This is a genomic window from Nonomuraea sp. B208, from assembly GCF_057536035.1.
This window is the reverse complement of the sequence record NZ_BAAJOU010000024.1, coordinates 127603-148019: the sequence shown is the minus strand read 5'-3', so window position 1 is coordinate 148019 and position 20417 is coordinate 127603. Positions and strand designations below refer to the sequence as shown.

The following is a 20417-nucleotide window of genomic DNA, read 5'->3' as shown; positions in this document are numbered from 1 at the left end:
CCTCGCTCCCGAATCCGCCCGCCCACGCGGCGCGGCGGCGCGGCCGTCCTCGCTCCCGATCCGCCCGCCCGGCGGCCTCGCCGCCGGCTCCTCATCCGCCCGCCCGGCCTCGTCGGCGGGCGGAGAAAGTTAGTTACGGCAATATAATCGTTTCATGGCATTGACGAACCTCGGCCTCCGCGCCCGGCAGGTCCGGCCCGTGAGGCCGATGCTCGTCCTGGCCATCTGCTGCACCAGCCTGTTCATCGTCGGGCTGGACAACACGATCGTGAACATCGCGCTGCCGTCCATCCGGCGCGACCTCGGCGCCTCCGTCTCCGGCCTGCAGTGGATCATCGACGCCTACACCGTCGTGCTGGCCTCGCTGCTCATGCTGGCCGGCTCGACCGGCGACCGCGTCGGCCGGCGGCGCACCTTCCAGACCGGGCTCGTGCTGTTCACGCTGGGCTCCCTCGCCTGCTCGCTCGCGCCGAGCCTGGGGTGGCTGGTCGCGGCCCGCGCCCTGCAGGCCGTCGGCGGCTCGATGCTCAACCCGGTCGCCATGTCGATCATCACCAACACCTTCACCGAGCCGCGCAGCCGGGCCCGCGCGATCGGCGTGTGGGGCGCGGTCGTCGGCATCAGCATGGCGCTCGGGCCGCCGCTCGGCGGCGCGCTCGTGGCCTCGGTCGGCTGGCGGTCCATCTTCTGGATCAACATCCCGGTCGGGCTGGCGGCGCTCGTGCTGTGCGCGCTGTTCGTGCCCGAGTCGCGCGCGCCGCGCCCCCGTCCGGTGGACGTCGTGGGACAGGCCCTGGTCGTCGTGCTGCTGGCGAGCCTCACGTACGGGCTGATCGAGGCGCCCGCCGCCGGCTGGGGGTCGGCGCAGACGCTGGGCTGCTTCGCGCTCGCCGCGCTGGCGCTGGCGGTGCTGGTGCCGTACGAGCTGCGCCGCCGCGAGCCGCTGATCAACCCGCGCTTCTTCCGCAGCGCGCCGTTCGCGGGGGCCACGCTGATCGCGGTGTGCGGCTTCGCCGCGCTCGGCGGCTTCCTCTTCCTCAACACCCTCTACCTGCAGGAGAGCCTCGGCTACTCGGCCCTGCACGCCGGTCTGCTGACGCTGCCCATGGCCGCGCTCACGGCGGTGTGCTCGCCGGTGTCCGGCCGCCTGGTCGGCACGGCCGGGCCGCGCGTCCCGCTGGTCGTCGCCGGGGTGGGGCTCACGGCCAGCATGCTCATGATGACCGGCCTGACCGCGCACACGCCGCTCTGGCAGCTGCTGACCGCGTACGTGCTGTTCGGGCTGGGGTTCGGGATGCTCAACGCGCCCATCACCAACACCGCCGTCTCCGGGATGCCGGTCGCCCAGGCGGGGGTGGCCGCCGCCGTGGCCTCCACGAGCCGGCAGATCGGTCAGTCGCTAGGCGTGGCGGTGATCGGCGCGCTGGTCACCTCCGCCGTACGCGGCCCGCTGCCCACCGGCTTCCCGCAGGCCAGCCACATCGGCTGGTGGGTGGGCGCCGGCTGCGGCGCGACGATCCTGCTGCTCGGCGTCCTCACCACGGGCCCCCGGGCCGAGCGGAGCGCCGCCCGCACCGCCGAGCGGCTCATCCAGGACGGAGGCCCCGCGTGAACGACCCGGAGGCCCCCGACGACCGCGCCGCGGCGCTCGCCCGCGTGTGGGCGGCGATGCGCGCGCTGGTGCTGGAGGACGACCGCCGCAAGGAGGTCGCCGACGCCCTCGGCATGAGCTTCTCGCGCGCCAAGGCGCTGCGCCGGCTGCTGCCCGGCCCGCTGACCATGCGCGAGCTGACGGCCTGGCTGGGCACCGACCGGCCGTACACGACGCTGGTGGTCGACGACCTGGAGAGCCGCGGCTACGTGCGGCGCACCGTCCATCCCGACGACCGCCGCCACAGGATCGTCACGCTCACCGAGGCGGGGCGGGCCGCCGCGGAGCGGGCCGATCGCATCCTGGCCCGCCCTCCGGACGCCCTCGTCGCCCTCAGTGCCGACGACCTGGCCGCCCTCGACCGCGTCATGGCCGCGGCCGGCTCCGCCGGGGCCGCTCAGGACGTGATGTCCTTGCCGGAGAAGCGGGCCCAGGCGATCGAGCCGAACAGCGCGATGTAGGCGGCGAAGGACAGCAGCCCGTCGCGGAGCGCCGCGAAGTCGACGGGGTCGCGCAGCACCGCGTCGAACGCGGTGAACCTGGTCGGCAGCAGGTACGGCGTGACCGGCTCGAGCGCCGGCACCGCGCGCACCACCTGGCAGACGACCAGCAGCACCAGGGTCCCCGCGATGGCGCCGATGGCGACCTCGGTGAAGGTCGACAGCGCCAGCGCGACGGCGGCCAGCGCGGCCATGGCGGCGCCCACGTAGCCGACGGCGAGCAGGATGCGCAGCAGCCCCTCCCCCATCGTGATCGTGGTGCCGGACAGCAGCGTCACCGAGCCGCCGGGGAACAGCGCGAGCCCCGTCAGCAGCGCCGTCACGGCCACGACGGCGGTGACCGCGTAGCCGAAGACGACCGCGTTGAGGTACTTGACCGCCAGCAGGCGTCCCCGGCCCACCGGAGCGGCCAGCAGGTAGCGCAGGGTGCCGCCGCCCGCCTCGCCGGCGATCGCGTCGCCCGCCACCACGCTCACCGCCACCGGCATGAGCAGCAGCACGAGGAACGAGAACGACAGGAACGTGAGCATGAGACTGTTGCCGGCGAGGTTCTGGACGATGCCGCCCATCTCGCCGTCGCCGGCCGTGCCCGAGGCGAACCGCAGGCCGATGCCGAGGATGACGGGGACGACGCCGAGCACCGCGAGCAGCGCCATGTTGCGGGGGCGGCGGAAGGTCAGGCTCAGCTCCGAGCCGAGCAGCCGCCAGAACGCGCCGATCCGGCGTTCTCCGGCCGCGGGCTCTCCGACGGCCCCGCCGGCGTCCTCCCCGGCGTCGCCGGCCAAGGGCTCGGGCGGGCGGCGTGCAACGGTGCGCAGGGTCTCCGTCACCGGCACCAGGCCGGGCATGCGGCGCAGCTGCTCGGCCGCGGCGGTGCCCGCGCCCGCCTGGGTACGGGTCTCAGCCGTCGACATCGAATCCCTCTCCTGTCAGTCCGACGAACACGTCCTCGAGGCTCGGCCGGACGACCGCGAGCCCTCGTACCGCCACCTCCTGCCCCACCAGAGCGGCATTGATCATCTCGGGCCGCTGACCGCCGAGTTCGGCGGTGACCTCGCCCGCGCCCGCCCGTACGCCGGTCAGGCCGAGCTCGCCGAGCACCCGCGCCGCCTCGGCCGCGTCCGGCGTCTCGACGCGGATGAGCGGGACCCGGCCGGCGCTCAGCGAGGCGATCGTGCCCTGCACGACCAGCCGGCCGGCCCGCATGATCGCCGCGTGCGTGCACATCTGCTCGATCTCGGCCAGCAGGTGCGAGGAGACGAAGACGGTGGTGCCGTCGGCGGCGATCTCCTTGACGAGGGCGCGCACCTCGCGGGTGCCCTGCGGGTCGAGCCCGTTGGTGGGCTCGTCCAGGACGAGCAGCTCGCGCGGCCCGAGCAGGGCGGCGGCGATGGCCAGCCGCTGGCGCATGCCGAGCGAGTACGTCCGGTAGCGCTTGCCGGCCGCGGCCGACAGCCCGACCCGGTCGAGCGCGTCGGCGACCCGCCGCCGGGCGGTGGCGCGGCGCGCCGACGGGTCGGCGGCGTCGAAGCGCATGAGGTTGGCCGCGCCCGACAGGTACGGGTAGAACGCCGGCCCCTCGACCAGCGCCCCCACGCGCGGCAGCGCCCTGGCGGGCGGCAGGCCGAGCACCTCGTACGCGCCGGCCGTGGGCGTGACCAGGCCGAGCAGCATGCGGATCGTGGTGGTCTTGCCCGAGCCGTTGGGCCCGAGGAAGCCGTACACGGAGCCGCGCGGCACGGTCAGGTCCAGCGCGTCCACGGCCACCTGGCCGCCGCGGAAACGTTTGGTGAGGCCGCGGGTGACGATGGCGGCGGAGCGGTCGCCGGCGGGCGGGGCCGCCCCGAAGGGCGCCCCCGCTTCCTGCGTCGTGCCGGTGACGGATGTCACTGCTGGTGTCACTTCGTCCCCGCCACGCGGACGAGCTCCTCCGGGGTGACCGCGCCGGCCAGCAGGCGGCCGTCGTCGGTCAGCAGGGCGGTCAGCAGCTTCGTCCTGATCAGCTTGCCGGAGCCCCACGTGCCGCTCACCGGGGTGGCGGACTTGAGCACGCTGTCCACGAGCGCGTTCGCCTGCGCGCCCCGGCCGTCCTGCCCGGTCTGCCCGTCCTGCCCGGCCGCCTCGGCCTTGAGGTCGGAGAGGGAGAACGGCACGACCGCGACGGTCGTCCAGCCGTCGCCGACCAGCTTGGCCTTGCCGGCCATGTCGGCGGCGTGCTCGGCGCGCTCCTCGGCCTTCGCGCCGATGCTCTCCTCGCCGATCGTGGCCTCCTTCACCTTGGCGCCCGGGGGCGGGGTGAAGGTGAAGTTCTCCGGGGCCGGCGGGGTGAAGGTCACCTGGGTGAAGCCCACCTGGTAGGCGGGTTCGGCCGACCCCTTGGCGTAGAGCTGCACCTGGAGCGGCATGTACGTCTCGCCGTCGAGCGCGATCCGCACCTCCTGCACCAGCGAGCTGCCCGCCTTGGGGGCCAGGACGAGCTGGTAGACCGGCCGGCCGGCCACCTCGGCGTTGTTGATCACCCGGACCGCGGTGTGCTCGTCCACCTGGGCGAGCAGCCGCTGCGCCGCCTGCTGCGGCGTCACGTCGGTCGGCTGCGGCGTCGGCAGCCCGTGCTTCTCGCCGTCGTCGGCCTTGATCCGCAGCCGGGTGGCGGTGTTGGCGGCGCTGTCCCAGTACCAGGACTGGTCGCCGTTGTAGATCAGGTTGGTCTCGTTGAGGTGGGTGGGCATGGCGACGCGGATCTTGTTCTCGCCGCCGTACCAGACCTTCACCTCGTGTGTGCCGGACAACAGGCTGAGCGGGCCGGTGTCCCCGCCGGTGACGGGCAACGCGGGCAGACCGAGCGAAGCGGTCTGCTGCACGGTGCCCGACATCGGCCTCATGCCCTGGTCCTTGGCGGTGGCCGCCGCGGCGTCGGCGAGCAGTTGCTCGGCCGAGCGCTCCGGCAGCGTGGGCTCGCCGCTCACCGCGGCGATGACGGGGCCGGCGCCGATCGCGGCTCCGATCACGGCCGCCGCCGCGATCGGGACTCCCCACCTCACGAGCGTGCCTCTACGCATCTCACTCCTTAACGGTATGTCGATGGCCCTAGCCTGCGTGAGGCATCCTTAGGCGGACCTGAGACTGTCTGAGACCCCTCTCAGTCTTCTCAGCGCGCTCTCAGCGACAGAACGGGAGAATCACCGCATGAGGGTACTGGTCGTCGAGGACGAGCGGCGGATGGCGGCGGCGCTCCAGCGCGGGCTCCAGGCCGAGGGCTTCGCCGTGGATCTCGCCCACGACGGCGAGGAGGGGCTGCACGCGGCCCGCCACGGCGACTACGACGTCGTGGTGCTCGACATCATGCTGCCCCGGCTGTCCGGCTACAACGTCTGCAAGCGCCTGCGCGCCGAGGAGAACTGGGTGCCGATCCTCATGCTGTCGGCCAAGGACGGCGAGTACGACATGGCCGACGGGCTCGACCTGGGCGCCGACGACTACCTGACCAAGCCGTTCTCGTACGTGGTGCTGGTGGCCCGGCTGCGGGCGCTGCTGCGCCGCGACGCGGGCCGGCGCCCGGCGGTCCTGCAGGCCGGCGACCTGTCGCTGGACCCGGCGCGGCGGCGGGTGGAGCGCGACGGCACCGCGATCGAGCTGACGCCGCGGGAGTTCGCGCTGCTGGAGTACCTGCTGCGGCGGCGCGACGAGGTGGTGTCGAAGTCGGAGATCCTGGAGCACGTCTGGGATACCTTCGACACCGACCCCAACGTCGTCGAGGTGTACGTCGGCTACCTGCGCCGCAAGATCGACGTCCCCTTCGGCAGAAACGCGCTGCAGACCGTGCGCGGCGCCGGCTACCGGCTGGCGGGCGACGGTGGCTGACGGGTCGCCCGACCAGCGGGTGACGGTGGCTGACAGGTCGCCCGGCTCGCCGCTGGCGTGGTGGCGGCGGCAGGGGCTGCGCTTCCGGCTGTCGGCGGTCGCCGTCGCGGTGCTCGCGCTGGCGCTGGCGCTGTCGGCGTCGGTGCTGCTCAGCGTCCTCGACCGGGCGCTGATGGCGACCGTGGACGACGGCACCAGGCGGCAGGCGGACGTCGTACGCGTGGCGGCCGACTCCGGCACGCTCACCACGCCGATCACCACCCACGACGGCACGATCGTGCAGGTGCTCGACGCGCGGAACCGGATCACGCACGTGACGTACGGCGCCGACCGGCTGGTGCCGCTGCTCGACGCCGCCGGCCGGGCACGGGCGCTGGAGTCCGGCAAGGCCGTGGAGGTGGACGGGCGGCCGTACGCCGTCCCGGGTTTCCTGCACGTGGTCGTGCTGCGCGCGGACCGCGGCCAGACCGTGCTCGCGGCGCGGTCCATCAGCGAGATCCGCACCAGCCTCGGCACGGCCGGCCGGGTCCTGATGGTGGGCACGCCCGCGCTGGTGGTGCTGCTCGCCGTGGCGAGCTGGCTGATGATCGGCCGCACGCTGCGCCCGATCGCGGCGCTGCGCCGCGGCGCCGCCGAGATCACGCACACGGCGCGCTCCCGGCGGCTGCCGGTGCCGGCCTCCCGCGACGAGGTGCACCACCTGGCCACCACGCTCAACGACATGCTGGCCAGGCTGGAGGAGGCCGAGCAGCGTCAGCGGGCGCTCGTCTCCGACGCCGCGCACGAGCTGCGCAGCCCGCTCGCCAGCATCCGGCTGCAACTGGAGGTCGCGCTCGGCCACCCCGAGGGGCAGGACTGGCAGGAGACCGCCGAGGGCGTGCTGGAGGACACCCTGCGCCTGTCCCGGCTGGCCGAGGACCTGCTCGCGCTGGCCCGGCTGGACGAGCGCGGCGGCGTCCCGGCCAGGCGCGAGCCGGTGGAGCTCGACGAGGTCGTACGCCGGGTCGTGGACCGCTACGCCGAGGCCCGGCTGACGGTCTGCGACCCGGTCGTGGTCCGCGGCGACGCGCTCGACCTGAGCCGGGTGCTGACCAACCTCATGGACAACGCCGTACGGCACACCTCCTCGAAGGTCGAGGTGGCGCTGACCGCCGACGGCGTGCTGACCGTCACCGACGACGGTCCCGGCATCCCGGAGCAGGACCGCGAGCGGGTGTTCAACCGCTTCACCAGGCTCGACTCCGGGCGGAGCAGGGACGAGGGCGGCACCGGGCTCGGGCTGGCCATCGTGCGCGAGACCGTGCGGGCGCACGGCGGCACGGTGGTCCTGGAGGACGCCGCGCCCGGACTGCGTGCGGTGGTGCGGCTTCCCGTGTCCCGATGAGGTGTTCCCGTGTCCCGGGGAGGATCTGCCCCCGGCCGCCGTCGCCGGAGAAGGGCGAGGCCGTGCTCTGGGGGCTGGATGAGGGGCCGCTGGAAGGGGCTCCCTCGGGGGCCGGGCCGCGTCGCCGGGCCCCGGGCTCGGACGGATGCCGGGCCTTGTCGGTGCGCTTCGGTGCGGTTGGGGGTTTCTGTAGGGGGGTTGGGGTGGGGGTGAGGGTTCTCGGGGGGTCGTCCGTGTCGGGGGATTCAGGGGTGAGTGGAGCGTTCCCCGGTTCGGTGGGTCAGGCGGCGGTCGTTCCCTTCTCCGCGGTGGCCAGGAAGTCCTGGGCGATCAGCGGCAGGCGGCGACGGGCGTGCACGACGGCGATGACGCGCCGCACGGCCGGTTCGAGCGAGCGCACCACGAGGCCCGAGCGGGCGGCCTGCTCGGCCATGCCGCGGTACCACAGGAGCGAGGCCCGGCCGGCGCGGACGGCGTTGAGCCAGCCGTTGCGCTCGTCGGTCTCCAGTACGACCGTCGGGGTGACGGCGTACCTGCCGAACATCGCGTCGAGCTCCCTGCGCCGGGTGCTGCCGCGGGCCGGGAGGGCCAGGCGCATGCCGTGCAGCCTGCCCATCGGCACCGGGTTGGGCAGTTCGAGCCCGGGCGGGGAGATCAGCACGATCTCCTGGCGTTCGAGGGGGTGGGTGACGAGGTCGGCGGGCACCGGCAGATCGGTGAGACCGAGGTCGGCCCGCTGGTCCCTGATGGCGCTGACGACCGCTTCGCGGCCTTCGCAGCGCACGATCTGGACGCGTACACCGGGGTGCTCGGCGGCGTAGGCGGGCAACAGCCGCCCCGCCAGACCGGGCTCCAGGCTGGGCGTCGAGGCGATGCGCAGTTCGGCGTCGGACGCGCCGGTGTGCTGGGCCAGGCCCTCGATCTCGTGGACGGCGTCGAGCGCCTCCCGTGCCAGCTTGACCACCCGCCGGCCCTGCGCGGTGACGACGACGCCGCGGCCGGAACGGGCGAACAGGGTCATGCCGAGCTCGCGCTCGAGATCGCGGATCGCGCGGGAGAGCGCGGGCTGCGCGATGTACAGCGACCTGGCCGCGTCGGTCATGGTGCGGTGCTCCGCAGTCGCGACCACATAGCGGAGCTGCTGGAGATTCATGCCAAGAAAGCTAGGACACCACCCGCTCCGCAGACCGAAAGATAACCGAGATCACCTCGAATGATTTCGGACTGTGACCGTGCACTGCTACATCCGTGACGGGTGATAAATCAGTATGCTTTTGCCCCAAATTTGCCAAGGGTCCGTCAAGTCGCCGGACAAAGCTCGGCAATGGGACAACGGGGCAAACGGGGAGACAGGGTGACAGGTAACGGGCAATATCCACCCCCGCCACAAGGGCCCGGTCAGCCACAGAGGCCACCCGCGCTGCCGTGGCCGCCGCCCGGGCACGGCCGGCAGCAGCAGCCGCAGGCCGGTCCGTACGGACCGCCTCCCCAGGCGCCCCCGCCCGCCTACCCGCCCCAGGGGCCCGGCCATCCGCCGCAGAACCCCGGCTACCCACCCCAGGGGCCCGGTCATCCGCCGCAGAACCCCGGCTACCCACCCCAGGGCCCCGGCTACCCGCCGCCGGGTCCCGCACAGCCACCGCAGGGGCCGGGGCACCCGCCGCAGGGGCCGGGGCAGCCGCCGTACCCGCCGCAGGGCGGCCCGACGCGGCCCTACACGCAGCAGATGCCACCGCCGCCTCCCCCGCCGCCGCAGTACGCGCAGCACTACCGGCAGCCCGCGCCCCCTCCCCCGCCGCCACCTCCGCCACCGCCCCCGATGCCGCCGCGGCAGTGGCAGCCGCCGCCGCGCCGCAAGTCGGGCATGGGCGTCATCGGGGTGCTCGGCGCGGTGTTCGGTTCGCTGGCGGCGCTGTTCGTGCTGATCGTCGTCGGCGCGGCCCTGCTGAAGAGCTCGTCGCGGTCGGAGACGACGACGCCGATCGCGGTCCCGACGTACGAGCCCACGCCGGAGCGCAGCCGCGCCACCCGGCCGCCGACCCGCCGGCCGACCGAGCAGCCGACCCGCACCCCGGAGGAGACGGTGACGCCGCCGGCGCAGGTGCAGGTCAACACGAGCCTCAAGAACAACAGCCTCTACCGGGCGGGCACGCTGCCCCGGATCCCCTGCCGGGCGGGCAACGCGAGCATCTTCAGCCACAGCCAGCTCAAGGCGCTGATCCTGAAGACGGGCAAGTGCATGGACCGGGCGTGGGGCCCGATCCTGGAGAAGCAGGGCTTCGACTTCCGGCCTCCGGGCTACGCCATCGCCTCCGGCCGGGGCCGGGGCGCCTGCGGCGACTACCCGAGCGCCGGGAGCATGGTGCCGTACTACTGCCCGCGCAACTCCACGATCTACGCCTCGACCTCGGCGATGGCGCGCGGCAACGGCAACGCCCGCGGCTACGGCCAGATCATCTCCTGGCACGGCGGCATCATCAGCATGATGGCCCACGAGTACGGCCACCACGTCCAGAACGTCACGGGCCTGATGAACTCCTGGTGGGACAGCACGCTGGCCTCCTCCAGCCGGAGCACCAAGCTCGGGCTCAGCAGGCGGCTGGAGCTGCAGGCCACCTGCCTCGGCGGCATGTGGATGCGCTCGGTCGCCGCCACCTATCCGGTGACCACGTCGCTGCGCAGCCGGCTGTACTGGTTCTACGGCCAGGTGGGCGATTATCCGGGCTATCCGCGCGACCACGGGACGCCCGCCAACAACAACCGCTGGTTCCGTCAGGGATGGGAGAAGAACAAGGTTTACCAGTGCAACACGTGGATGGCTCCGTCCTCCACGGTGTCCTGAAAGCCTCCTGTGAAATCCGCGCGGAGTTCATCTCGACTTGGGCAAGTGTCTGTGTTGTCCAGATATGGGGACTAGAATCCTGGCATTCTTGTCCCCGCATGGGGGCCGTTCTGCCTGGTAGGCGTCTGAAGGAGCCGGTGTGAGAAAGCGCGACGGGGAGGGCACCGTGCCTGGAGGCAGAAAGGAAGGCCCGGCGCGCAGGCCCCGCCCGGCCCCTGGCGCCCCCCGCTTCGCCCGGCCGCTCACGCCCGCCTCCGTGCTCGGCTGGACCGCGCTGTCGGCCGTCGCGCCCGGCGCCGCTCACCTGCGCGCCGGGCGCCGCCGTACCGGGCTGATCCTCATCAGCGTGTACGCGGTGCTGCTGCTCGGCGCCCTCGCCTTCGGGCTGACCCGTAACCTGGCCGACGCCGCCGCGTTCGTCGGCGACGGGATGATGCTCGCGGTGATCATCACCGCCTCGGCGCTCGCGCTGGCCTGGTTCGCCATCGTGGTCAGCTCGTACGTGGTGCTCAGCCCCAAGCGGCTCAACCAGCAGGGCCAGATCCTGACCGGCATCGTCGTGGGTGTGCTGTGCGTGGCGGTGATGGCGCCGTTCGCGTTCGTCGCCAACACCATGATCACCGTGCGCGACACCTTGGGGAACATCTTCCCGTCCTCCTCCGACCCGGGCACGCCGACGGTCGCGCACAACCCCGAGGACCCCTGGGCCGGCAGGACCCGCGTCAACTTCCTGCTCATCGGCGGCGACGCGGCCGGCAACCGCACCGGCGTGCGCACCGACAGCATGAACGTGGCCAGCATCGACATCAAGACCGGCAACACGGTGCTGTTCAGCCTGCCGCGCAACCTCCAGCACGTGCACTTCCCTGCCAGCTCGCCGCTGCACAAGCAGTTCCCCAACGGCTACATGGCCGAGCTGCCCAACGGCGGCCTGCTCAACGAGGTCTGGCAGTACGCCAACGACAACCCGCAGATCATGGGCGGCAAGAACATGGGCCCGCGGGCGCTGATGGACGCCATCGGCTACACCCTCGGCCTCAAGATCGACTACTACGCCCTCATCAACATGTACGGCTTCGCCGCCCTCGTGGACGCCATCGGCGGCCTGAAGGTCCACGTGGAGTCGGACGTCAAGTGGGGCGGCCTCTACGGCACCGCCGGCACCATCAAGGCCGGCTACCGGCGCCTCAGCGGCGAGCAGGCCCTCTGGTACGGCCGCTCCCGCGTCAACAGCGACGACTTCTCCCGTATGGCCCGCCAGCGCTGCGTCATCGGCGCCTTCGCCCAGCAGGCCACGCCCCAGGTCATCCTCACCAACTTCAGGAAGATCGCCGGCGCGGCCAAGCGCATGGCGCAGACGAACATCCCGCAGCCGCTGCTCCCGCCGATCATGGAGCTGGCCGTCAAGGTCAAGGACGCCAAGATCACCAGCCTGCAGTTCGTGCCGCCGGAGTTCTACTCGGGCCGCCCCGACTGGGCCAAGATCCGCCAGGCCACCAAGAAGGCGATCTCCGACTCCATGCGCCCGCCCCGCCAGGCCCAGACGGCGAACGTCACCGCCTCCCCGAGCGTCACCGCCCCCTCGACGTCGCCGACGCAGACCCGGGCAGCGGCGCCGACGCAGACGCCCACCCGCAACACCCAGAAGGCCGGCGCCAAGTCCCTGGACGAGCTCTGCGGCCTCTGACGAGGTCGCGTCAGGCGGCGGCACTCCTGCGGGGCAGCAGGGCGAAGGCGCCGACGTACAGCAGGGCGGCGACCACGAGCAGGCCCTTGTAGCCGATCACGAGGGCCGCGTACTCCAGGCAGCCGCCGACCATCGCCCCGAGCAGGTTCGCGCCGAAGGACGTGGTGGCGTCGGCGGTCTCGGCGAAGCGCTTGGCGAAGACCACGTTGGCCGCGAAGATCGGCAGGAACGCGACCGTGACGGCGGCCAGGGCGCGCAGCGGCACCGGCAGCGACAGCAGCCAGGCGTTCGGGACGAACCAGGCGAGCGCCAGGCCGGCCAGCAGCACGGCGTACATGACGGGTAGCGGCGGGGTGCGGAAACGGCGGGTGATCTCGACGGCGGCGAGCACCGCGACCAGCACGCCGGCGAAGACGACGGCGTTGACCACCCACGTGGTGCCGAACAGCAGCGCGAAGCCGGTCACGCTCTTGGTCTCCAGCAGCATGAACGCCACGCCCAGCAGGAACAGGTCGCTGTAGGGGCGCATCCGCCGGTAGGGCCCGGCGACGACGCGGACGGCGAGCAGGCTGACGGCGAGGATGAGCCCGAGCGTGACGAGGTAGAGCGGCGGGATCGTCGCGTCGTGCAGGTAGAGGAAGGGCCGGTCGTCGTCGGCGGGCGGCGGCGTGCCCGCGGCGGCGCCGGGCCACTCGGCGGCGCAGCGCTGGTCGGCGGCCGTCAACCCGGCGGTGATGACGGCCTGCTGCCCGGCGGTGCTGACGACGTCCACGCACGGCTTGTGGCCGAAGGCGCGCTGCATGGTGGCGGCGAGCCGGTCCACCAGCCAGCTCTCGCGGTAGTAGTTGTACATCGAGAACGTGCCGCCGGGCTTGAGGTGGGCGCGGGCGGCCCGCATGGCCTCCTCGGTGAACAGGTAGCTCTCCAGCCGCAGCGAGCTGGCCCCGGAGACGAGGGTGAGCGAGTCGGGCAGCGCGAACAGGATCAGGTCGTAGGAGCCGCCGCCGCGCTCAAGGAAGGCCCGCCCGTCGGTGATGTGCGTGGTGACGCGGGGGTCGTCGTAGGGGCGGTCGGGGTGCACCGAGCCGCCCAGCTCGCGCAGCTTGGGGTCGATCTCGACGGCGTCCACCCGCCGGGCGCCCTTGGACAGCGCGATCGCGACGTCGGTGCCGCTGCCCGCGCCGACGATGAGCACGTCCTGGGGCGGCTTGGAGGCCCGCTCGTACGGCAGCCCGTACTGGGCCTCCCACTGCAGCCGGGCGGCGGCGGGCACGGCCTGCTGGTGCGGGATGCCGTTGACCGCGATGTCGGTGACGGGCACCCCGAGCACCGTCATCGGCTTGGCGGTGACCTTGTAGTACGGCGACCAGACCGCCCCGGCCGTGAGCGTCTCGGTGAGCAGCAGCCCGACGACGGCCAGGGAGGGCACGGTGACCAGCCCGAGGTAGAGCGAGCGCGGCCGGGGCACGAGCAGCACGCCGTAGCAGACGGCCGCGATCAGCGCCCAGAAGACCGGCGGCGCGCTCAGGAACGACAGCGCGGTGAACGCCGCGATGCCGGTGAGGCTGCCGATGAGGTCGTACCGGTAGGCCTCCAGGCGGGGCAGCTCGGGGAAGCAGCGGCCGACCAGCTCGGCGGGCCCCATGAGGACGAGCGCGGCGGCGCAGAAGATGACCGGCAGGATGAGCCAGGCGGGCGGCCCGGTGGTGGACAGGCTCGTCCAGTAGAGGACGCCCTCGGTGTCGCGGTCGACGGTGACGGGGAAGGCCAGCACCACGATGGCGAGCGCGGCGAGCACGACCGGCGAGTAGTACGGCTGCCGCCGCGAGCGCCCCACCCGCAGGAACCCGAGCCCGATGCCGAGGAACGACCCGAGCAGCACGAAGTTCGTGAAGTAGCTCAGGTGGACGATGTTCGACCCGGTCCAGCGGATCAGCGCCAGCTCCAGGAAGAGCATGAAGGCGCTGGCGAGGACGAGCCTCGGCCGCACCGCCAGCCAGTGGGCCTTCTCTCCGTCGTCGACCGGCGTGCGCGCCTGGAGCGTCATGGAGCCTCACGGTAGTGAACGGACCGGGATCATGGAAGCCTGACAGGCCGGAAGAAATGTCGTCCGCTTCGCGGTTTTTGCGGCGTTTTCGCAGGTCAAGCCTGTCGAAGGCGCTGGACGGGCCCCGCCGGATGGAGCAAGGTGGGGTGACTCGCTCCCCACGACCTCCGGTGGTGACCCATGCGCGTGATGATCCAGCTCCGGCCCTCCCCCGATCTGGCCGCGGCCGTCGCCGACCCGTCTTCGAAGGTCACCACGGCCGACGTGGCCGCCGGTCTGGTGGCCGAGTTGCCGGGCGTCGAACTCGATCCGGCGTTCGCGCCCGTGACGGTGCCGCGGCCGGTCCCCCGGGCGGGCGGCGACCCGCTCCCGCTCAACCGGCCGCTCGACGTCTCGCTGGCCCCCGGCGACGCCTCGGTGCTGGTACGCGGCACGATCCCCGACGGCGAGCCGGCCGCCGGCGTCGCGCTGCGGCCGGACGTCGTCGGGGTGTTCGCCGACCCGGTCGTGGAGCCCTCGCCCGTCCCCGTGGGCGAGGCGCCGGTCGGCGACTGGCACGACGTCGAGCGGCTGCTCGGCGTGGCCGGGCTGCACGCTGAGGGGCTGGACGGCGCCGGCGTGGCGCTGGCGGTGCTGGACACCGGCGTCAACGCCGCGCACGCCGCGCGGCGGCTCGGCCGGGCGGTGACGGTCGACACCGCCCGCTGCTGGAGACCGCCGGGGGGCCGGTCGGCGCCGGCGCCGGGCGAGTCCGGGGTGGGCCACGGGACGATGTGCGCCTTCGACGCGCTGATCGCCGCCCCGCAGGCCGCGCTCATCGACATCCCGCTGCTGCCGCCCGTCCTGTCATCCGCCCTGCCGCCCGCCCGGCCTGACGCCCTGTCGCACGCCCTGCCGGGCGGCGCGGTCAGCGCGGTCACGGGCGGCCCGCTGCCGGGCAGTTCGCTGCCGGGCGGTCTGCTCTCGGACGCGGTGGCCGCCTTCGCGCACCTGCGCGGCGTGCTGGAGGCCCAGCCGGCCGAGACGCGGGCGCTGGTGGTGAGCAACTCGTGGGGGTCGTTCTCGCCGGAGGGCGACTTCCCCGCCGGGCATCCAGGCAACTACTCCGACAACGCGGCGCACCCGTTCAACCTCATGGTGGCCGCGCTCGACCGGATGGGGGCGGACGTGCTGTTCGCGGCGGGCGACCGCGGGCGGGAGCGCCCCGGCGGGCGCCGCCCGTTCCCGAGCCGGCCCATCGCGGGCGCGAACTCCCACCCGCGCGCGCTGTCGGTCGGCGGCGTGGACGTCAACGGCGCGCGGCTGGGCTGCTCCTCGCGCGGCCCCGGGCGGCTGACCGCCCGCAAGCCGGACGTGTGCGCGTACACGCGCTTCGCAGGCTCGCGGGCGTTCGGCGAGAGCGCGGCCGACTCGGGCACCTCGGCGGCGGCGCCGGTCGCGGCCGGGCTGGTGGCCGCGGTCCGCACCCGGTGGCCGGCCTCCCTGCTGTCGCCGGCGCAGCTGCGGGCGCTGCTGCGGCGCACCGCCGAGGACCGCAGCGAGGTCGGCTTCGACTACGACTACGGTTACGGCACCGTCGACCCCGGCGCGATCGTGGCCGCGCTCGACCGGCGCTCGCGGAGCGCGGCCTGACCCTCAGGCGTTCTCGCGGTTGAACACGCGCGTGCCGACGGTGAGGCTGACCGCGGCGAAGACCACGGTCACCGCCACGCCGAGCGCCACCGTCCCATTGGCGTAGTGGCCGTGGAACAGCTCGCGCAGCGCCTCCAGCGGGTAGCGGAAGGGGCTGAGGTGGGAGAGGACGTCGAGCCAGCCCGGCGCCATCGACATCGGCAGGAACGACCCGGACAACAGCACCAGCGGGATCACCGCGGTGGACATCACGGGCGCGAACAGGTTCTGGTCGAGGGTGAGCGCGACCGCGTACGACAGCGCGGCCAGGCTGACGCCGAGCACCAGCACCAGCGCGAACCCGGCCAGCACCCCGGCCGCCGGGGCCCGCAGGCCGAGGGCGTAGGCCGCGGCCAGCAGCAGCGCCGTCTGGATGATCAGCGTGACGGCGTTGTTGAGCACCCGGCCGAGCAGCAGCGCCAGCCGGCTGACCGGGGTGACGCGCATCCGCTCCAGCACGCCGGAGCTGCGCTCGAAGACCACGCCGAACCCGGCCAGGCCCATGCTCATCAGCCCGAGCTGGATGATCAGGCCGGGCACGAGCGTCTCCCACGTGCCGATCGTGACGAACAGCGGCCCGAACAGCACCAGGAACAGCAGCGGCTGCACCGCCCCGAAGACGATGCCGACCTTCTGCCGCAGCGTCGTGCGCACGCCGTGGCGGAACAGGACCCAGGTGTCGCGCAGCATCAGACCCCCGCCTCCTCGCGCAGTGAGCGGCCGGTGATGTCGAGGAAGACGTCGTCGAGGGTGCGTCCGCCGCTCTTCAGCGCGGCCGGCGTGCCCTCGGCCACGATCCGGCCGTGGTCGATGATCAGCAGCCGGTCGCAGAGGGCGTCGGCCTCGTCCAGGTAGTGGGTGGTGAGGAAGACCGTGAGGCCGCTCTCGGCGCGCAGGGCGCGGACGTGGTCCCACAGGTTGGCCCGGCTCTGCGGGTCGAGGCCGGTCGTGGGCTCGTCGAGGAAGAGCAGGACCGGCTCGTGCAGCAGGGCGAAGGCGATGTCGAAGCGGCGCCGCTGGCCGCCCGACAGCGCGGCGCCCGGCCGCTCCTCCAGCCCGGTGAGCTCCAGCCGGTCGAGGAGGGCCCGCGTGCGGGCGGCGGACTCCGCGCGGCCGAGGCCGTACAGCATGCCCTGCAGCTCCAGCTCGCCGCGCAGCGGCTCGGCGGGCGGGACGGCGCCGCCCTGGGACACGTAGCCGATGCGCCGGCGCACGCCGCGCGGGTCGGCGAGCAGGTCGCACCCGGCCACGACGGCGGCGCCCGAGGTGGGCCGCAGCAGGGTGGTCAGCATGCGCATGGTGGTGGTCTTGCCGGCGCCGTTGGGGCCGAGGAACCCGACGATCTCGCCGGGCCGCACGGTGATGTCCACGCCGGCGACGGCGGTCACGTCGCCGAAGGTCTTCGTCAGACCCGTTGTCTCAATCATTTCATCGCCTCCAAGATTGAGGTAACCACAATTTTGGAGTGACTGCAATTTGGGTAGCATGCAGGCATGGAAGAGGGGCTGCGGGAGCGGAAGAAGCGCGAGACCAGGCAGCGCATCGCCGACATCGCGATGGGGCTGTTCATGGCGAAAGGGTTCGACCACGTGACCGTGGCCGAGGTGGCGCGGGCGGCCGACGTGTCGGTCAACACGGTCTTCAACTACTTCGGGACGAAGGAGGACCTGTTCGCCGACCGGCAGGAGGTCGCCGTGGACCTGCCGGCGCGGGTGCTGCGGGAGCGGGAGCCGGGCGAGAGCGTGGTGCGGGCCTTCCGCCGCGACTTCCTCGACGCGATCGCCGGCCGCGACTGGCGCTACGGGCTCAACCAGGGCGCCGACGTCTTCGCCGGGATCGTCGCCGCCAGCCCCGCGCTGGTCGCCAGGATGCGCGAGCTCCAGGAGCAGCGCGAGACGGCGCTGGCGCGGGCGCTGGCCGACGAGCTCGACGCCGCGCCGGAGGACCTCTCCCCCCGGCTGGTGGCGGCGCAGATCCTCGCCGCCACGCGGCTGCTGGGGGCGTACGCGGCCGACCGCATGGCGGCGGGCGAGGACTGGGCGGGCATCGAGCCCGATCTCAGGAGGCAGGCGGAGCGGGCGTTCGACCTGCTGGAGTCGGGGCTCGGCGACCACGGCCGGCGGGCCCCGGGGGAAACCTCAGCTAGTGACGATGGCGACGGTGAACCCGAAGGCGACGAACAGCAGGGTGAGGGCCAGTAGGCCCGTGGCGACCATGCCGCAGACCCGCCCGGCCTGGATGTGGCCGCGGTTGGCGAACACGTAGCCGCTCTGGTCGATCTCGCGAAGCGCCGTGTTGCCCATCGACCAGGCGAAGGGGCCGATAAAGGTGCACACCACCAGGCTCAGGATGCCGAGCACGAGGATGGTCGTGCCGTTGGGGTGGTTGTGCACCTGGGGGCCGTAGTAGGGCGGGTCGTACGGGGGATATGACATGCGTCCTTATATACCGCCACTGTCTTGATCATGTTGCGCCATCATGGGACGGCACCTGTTCCATTCCCCTAGGAGCATCATCCGTGCGCGAACGCACTCGTGCCGTACTCGCCCATAAGCGCTTCCAGCGTTTCATCGTCGGGGTCATCCTGGTCAACGCCGCCACGTTGGGCCTGGAGACGTTCCCACCCGTCGTGGAGCGCTACGGCACCCTGCTGACCGTGGTGGACCACGCGGCGCTCTACATCTTCGCCGTCGAGCTGCTGGCCAAGATCTACGTCGAGCGGGCGCGCTTCGTCCGCGACCCGTGGAACATCTTCGACTTCCTCATCGTCGCCATCGCCTTCGCGCCCGCGACCGGCGGCCTGTCGGTGCTGCGGGCGATGCGCGTCCTGCGGGCGCTGCGGCTGCTGTCCGTGGTGCCCAGCCTGCGCCGGGTCGTCTCGGCGCTGCTGCGCGCCATGCCCGGCATGAGCTCCATCGTGGTGCTGCTGGGCCTCGTGCTGTACGTGGCCGCCGTGATGGCCACGAAGCTCTACGGCAGCGCCGCCCCCGACCGCTTCGGCACCCTGCCGACCTCGCTGTTCACCCTCTACCAGACGATGACGGGCGACGACTGGGGCAACATCGCCAGGGAGGTGATGACCCAGCACCCGTCGGCCTGGATCTTCTTCACCATCTTCATCCTGGTGTGCACGTTCGTGATCCTGAACCTGTTCATGGCGGTCGTGGTCAGCGCCATGGACGAGGAGAGCGCCGAGGAGCGCGCCGCGCTCCAGGACGACGCCGCCGTGCACTCCGAGCTGATCCTGCGGGAGCTCGCCGAGCTGCGCAAGGAGGTCGCCGAGCTGCGGCGGCACAGCCCCGTCGAGTGAGCCGCGCGCGGGGGGCGTCGCGTGAGTCACGCGCGGGGGGCGTCGCGCGACGCCCCCCGGCCGCGGTCAACGGGAGTAGAACTCCACCACGAGCTGCTCGTCGACGGGGATCGCGATCTGCTCGCGCTCCGGCCGGCTCGTCAGCGTGAAGCGCAGCTCGGCGAGGTCCACGGACAGGTACGCCGCCGTGCGCTCGTCGGCGTGGATGCCGGCGGCGGCGGCCACGAACGGCTGCATCCCGCGCGAGCGCTCCCTGACCGACACGACCTGCCCCGGCTTGACCAGGTAGCTCGGGATGTCCACCTTGCGGCCGTCCACGGCGATGTGCCCGTGGGCGATGTACTGCCGGGCGGCGTAGATCGACGGCGCGAGCCCGGCGCGCAGCACGAGGGAGGCCAGGCGGGTCTCCAGCAGCGTCACCAGCTCGGCGCCCGACGCGCCCGGCTTGCGCACCGCGAGGTCCCAGTAGCGGCGCAGCTGCCGCTCGGAGACGTCGTAGTACCAGCGCAGCTTCTGCTTCTCCAGCAGCCGCAGCCCGTAGTCGCCGGTGTTGCGGCGGTTGGTCTTGCGGCCGTGCTCGCCCGGCGGATAGGGGCGCGTCTCGAAGTAGCGGACGGCTTTCCTGGTCAGCGGGACGCCCGCGCGACGCGACAGTCGCACCTTGGGGCCGGTGTAGCGCACGTTCACCTCGATGTGATTAGGTAATCCTTACTTAGGTAAGCCTAACCTATCACTATGTCTGTTGCCCAAGGAGGCGTCATGCTGCCGATCCCCGAGCGGGTCCGCACCCTCGCCGCGACCGCCGAGGTCGCCAAGCTCGCCGTCGACGGCGTTCCCTCGCCCGCCCGCGGCGGCGTGGACGAGCGCGGCCGTCCGGTGCTCCTCGTGCGCCCAGGCGAGACCCTGCACGGCCTGGTCGGCGACGCCGTGGTGGCGGTGAACCTGACCGCGATGCGCAGGCTCGGCGCGGCCGCGCACCCGCGCGGCCTCATCGAGGTGCAGGGCTGGGCCGAGGCCGTCCCCGAGGACGAGGCGCGCGGCGCGGCGGTGGCGGTGGCCGCGCACTGCGCGGACGAGAGCCTGTTCGAGGCACTGGAGCGGTTCGGGCGGCCGGACGCGCCCCGGCTGCTGCGCCTGGACGTGGCCCAGGTCGTCTACCTGACCGGCCAGGAGTCGGGGATGCTGGACGCCGACGACTACCTGGGCGCGACGCCCGACCCGCTCACCGACGTCGCCGAGCGGGTGCTGGCCCACGTCAACGACTCCCACCGGCCGCAGCTCACGGCCGGGGTCTCACGGCAGCTCGGCGCGACGGCGGGCGAGGTGTGGCTGTGGGAGCTGGACCGCTTCGGCGCCACCGTACGGGTGGACGAGTCGCTGGTGCGCTTCCCCTGGCCGCGGCCCGCGCGGTCGGGCGGGTGCCTGGAGACGGCGCTGCGCGGCCTGCTCTGCGCCTGCTGACCC

General features: G+C 73.0%; 19 protein-coding genes. 10 read left to right on the top strand and 9 right to left on the bottom strand.

Going from position 1 to position 20417, the window contains the following annotated elements; genetic code table 11:
* The first annotated feature begins 154 nt into the window (after positions 1–154).
* Both AC27IY_RS26685 and AC27IY_RS26680 read left to right on the top strand, forming a co-directional pair.
* Positions 155–1612, top strand: a complete 1458-nt coding sequence (locus tag AC27IY_RS26685) for an MFS transporter (RefSeq protein ID WP_487179514.1) — start codon at positions 155–157, stop codon at positions 1610–1612.
* Entirely contained in the window at positions 1609–2112 is a 504-nt protein-coding gene (locus AC27IY_RS26680; RefSeq protein WP_487179513.1) for a MarR family winged helix-turn-helix transcriptional regulator, read from the top strand. The genes AC27IY_RS26685 and AC27IY_RS26680 overlap by 4 nt, the downstream gene beginning before the upstream one ends.
* Here AC27IY_RS26680 and AC27IY_RS26675 read toward each other — a convergent pair.
* From AC27IY_RS26675 to AC27IY_RS26665, 3 genes are read right to left on the bottom strand one after another with little or no spacing between them, the layout of a single operon-like run.
* The gene (locus AC27IY_RS26675) at positions 2049–3065 is read right to left on the bottom strand and encodes an ABC transporter permease subunit (protein ID WP_423470631.1); all 1017 of its coding nucleotides are present in this window, start codon (positions 3063–3065) and stop codon (positions 2049–2051) included. The genes AC27IY_RS26680 and AC27IY_RS26675 overlap by 64 nt on opposite strands.
* Positions 3052–4041 (bottom strand): ABC transporter ATP-binding protein, encoded by a 990-nt coding sequence (locus AC27IY_RS26670; protein ID WP_487179512.1) that lies wholly within the window; start codon positions 4039–4041, stop codon positions 3052–3054. Before AC27IY_RS26670 ends, AC27IY_RS26675 begins: the two co-directional genes overlap by 14 nt.
* Positions 4042–4049: 8 nt before the next feature.
* Entirely contained in the window at positions 4050–5210 is a 1161-nt protein-coding gene (locus AC27IY_RS26665) for a LolA family protein (RefSeq protein ID WP_487179511.1), read from the bottom strand.
* A gap of 127 nt (positions 5211–5337) precedes the next feature.
* Here AC27IY_RS26665 and AC27IY_RS26660 point away from each other — a divergent pair, with 127 nt between their 5' ends.
* Both AC27IY_RS26660 and AC27IY_RS26655 read left to right on the top strand, forming a co-directional pair.
* Positions 5338–6012: a response regulator transcription factor gene (locus AC27IY_RS26660; protein WP_329576095.1), complete on the top strand. Its 675-nt coding sequence runs from the start codon at positions 5338–5340 to the stop codon at positions 6010–6012.
* A complete protein-coding gene (locus tag AC27IY_RS26655) occupies positions 6005–7396 on the top strand; it encodes a sensor histidine kinase (protein ID WP_487179510.1) in 1392 nt (463 codons plus the stop codon). Before AC27IY_RS26660 ends, AC27IY_RS26655 begins: the two co-directional genes overlap by 8 nt.
* Positions 7397–7676: 280 nt before the next feature.
* Here the strand turns inward: AC27IY_RS26655 and AC27IY_RS26650 are convergent, their stop codons facing one another.
* Positions 7677–8549 (bottom strand): LysR family transcriptional regulator, encoded by an 873-nt coding sequence (locus tag AC27IY_RS26650; protein WP_344219107.1) that lies wholly within the window; start codon positions 8547–8549, stop codon positions 7677–7679.
* A 573-nt stretch (positions 8550–9122) separates the two neighbouring features.
* On the opposite strand from AC27IY_RS26650, the gene AC27IY_RS26645 reads away from it, so the two are divergent.
* Together AC27IY_RS26645 and AC27IY_RS26640 are read left to right on the top strand one after the other, a co-directional pair.
* Complete coding sequence (locus AC27IY_RS26645) at positions 9123–10238, top strand: neutral zinc metallopeptidase (protein WP_487179509.1); 1116 nt, start codon at positions 9123–9125, stop codon at positions 10236–10238.
* Between the two features lie 139 nt (positions 10239–10377).
* Positions 10378–11925 carry an LCP family protein gene (locus tag AC27IY_RS26640; protein ID WP_487179508.1) on the top strand — a complete coding sequence of 516 codons (1548 nt, stop codon included), beginning with the start codon at positions 10378–10380 and terminating at the stop codon, positions 11923–11925.
* Between the two features lie 10 nt (positions 11926–11935).
* Here the strand turns inward: AC27IY_RS26640 and AC27IY_RS26635 are convergent, their stop codons facing one another.
* Entirely contained in the window at positions 11936–13972 is a 2037-nt protein-coding gene (locus AC27IY_RS26635; RefSeq protein WP_423448507.1) for a spermine/spermidine synthase domain-containing protein, read from the bottom strand.
* A gap of 180 nt (positions 13973–14152) precedes the next feature.
* Here AC27IY_RS26635 and AC27IY_RS26630 point away from each other — a divergent pair, with 180 nt between their 5' ends.
* Positions 14153–15604 carry a S8 family serine peptidase gene (locus AC27IY_RS26630; protein WP_487179507.1) on the top strand — a complete coding sequence of 484 codons (1452 nt, stop codon included), beginning with the start codon at positions 14153–14155 and terminating at the stop codon, positions 15602–15604.
* A gap of 3 nt (positions 15605–15607) precedes the next feature.
* Here the strand turns inward: AC27IY_RS26630 and AC27IY_RS26625 are convergent, their stop codons facing one another.
* Complete coding sequence (locus AC27IY_RS26625; protein ID WP_344219116.1) at positions 15608–16333, bottom strand: ABC transporter permease; 726 nt, start codon at positions 16331–16333, stop codon at positions 15608–15610.
* Positions 16333–17070, bottom strand: coding sequence for an ABC transporter ATP-binding protein (locus AC27IY_RS26620; RefSeq protein WP_344219118.1), 738 nt, complete (start codon positions 17068–17070; stop codon positions 16333–16335). Before AC27IY_RS26620 ends, AC27IY_RS26625 begins: the two co-directional genes overlap by 1 nt.
* Before the next feature lie 66 nt (positions 17071–17136).
* Here AC27IY_RS26620 and AC27IY_RS26615 point away from each other — a divergent pair, with 66 nt between their 5' ends.
* Positions 17137–17844, top strand: coding sequence for a TetR/AcrR family transcriptional regulator (locus AC27IY_RS26615; protein WP_449952138.1), 708 nt, complete (start codon positions 17137–17139; stop codon positions 17842–17844).
* On the opposite strand, the gene AC27IY_RS26610 is transcribed toward AC27IY_RS26615, so the two are convergent.
* Complete coding sequence (locus tag AC27IY_RS26610; protein WP_449952135.1) at positions 17782–18078, bottom strand: DUF4190 domain-containing protein; 297 nt, start codon at positions 18076–18078, stop codon at positions 17782–17784. The genes AC27IY_RS26615 and AC27IY_RS26610 overlap by 63 nt on opposite strands.
* A gap of 83 nt (positions 18079–18161) precedes the next feature.
* On the opposite strand from AC27IY_RS26610, the gene AC27IY_RS26605 reads away from it, so the two are divergent.
* The gene (locus AC27IY_RS26605; protein WP_344219124.1) at positions 18162–18953 is read left to right on the top strand and encodes an ion transporter; all 792 of its coding nucleotides are present in this window, start codon (positions 18162–18164) and stop codon (positions 18951–18953) included.
* Positions 18954–19019: 66 nt separating this feature from the next.
* On the opposite strand, the gene rpsD is transcribed toward AC27IY_RS26605, so the two are convergent.
* Positions 19020–19634, bottom strand: a complete 615-nt coding sequence (gene rpsD / locus AC27IY_RS26600; protein ID WP_344219140.1) for a 30S ribosomal protein S4 — start codon at positions 19632–19634, stop codon at positions 19020–19022.
* Between the two features lie 78 nt (positions 19635–19712).
* Between rpsD and AC27IY_RS26595 the strand changes: the two genes are divergently transcribed.
* Entirely contained in the window at positions 19713–20414 is a 702-nt protein-coding gene (locus tag AC27IY_RS26595; protein WP_487179505.1) for a DUF2470 domain-containing protein, read from the top strand.
* Positions 20415–20417: the final 3 nt, after the last annotated feature.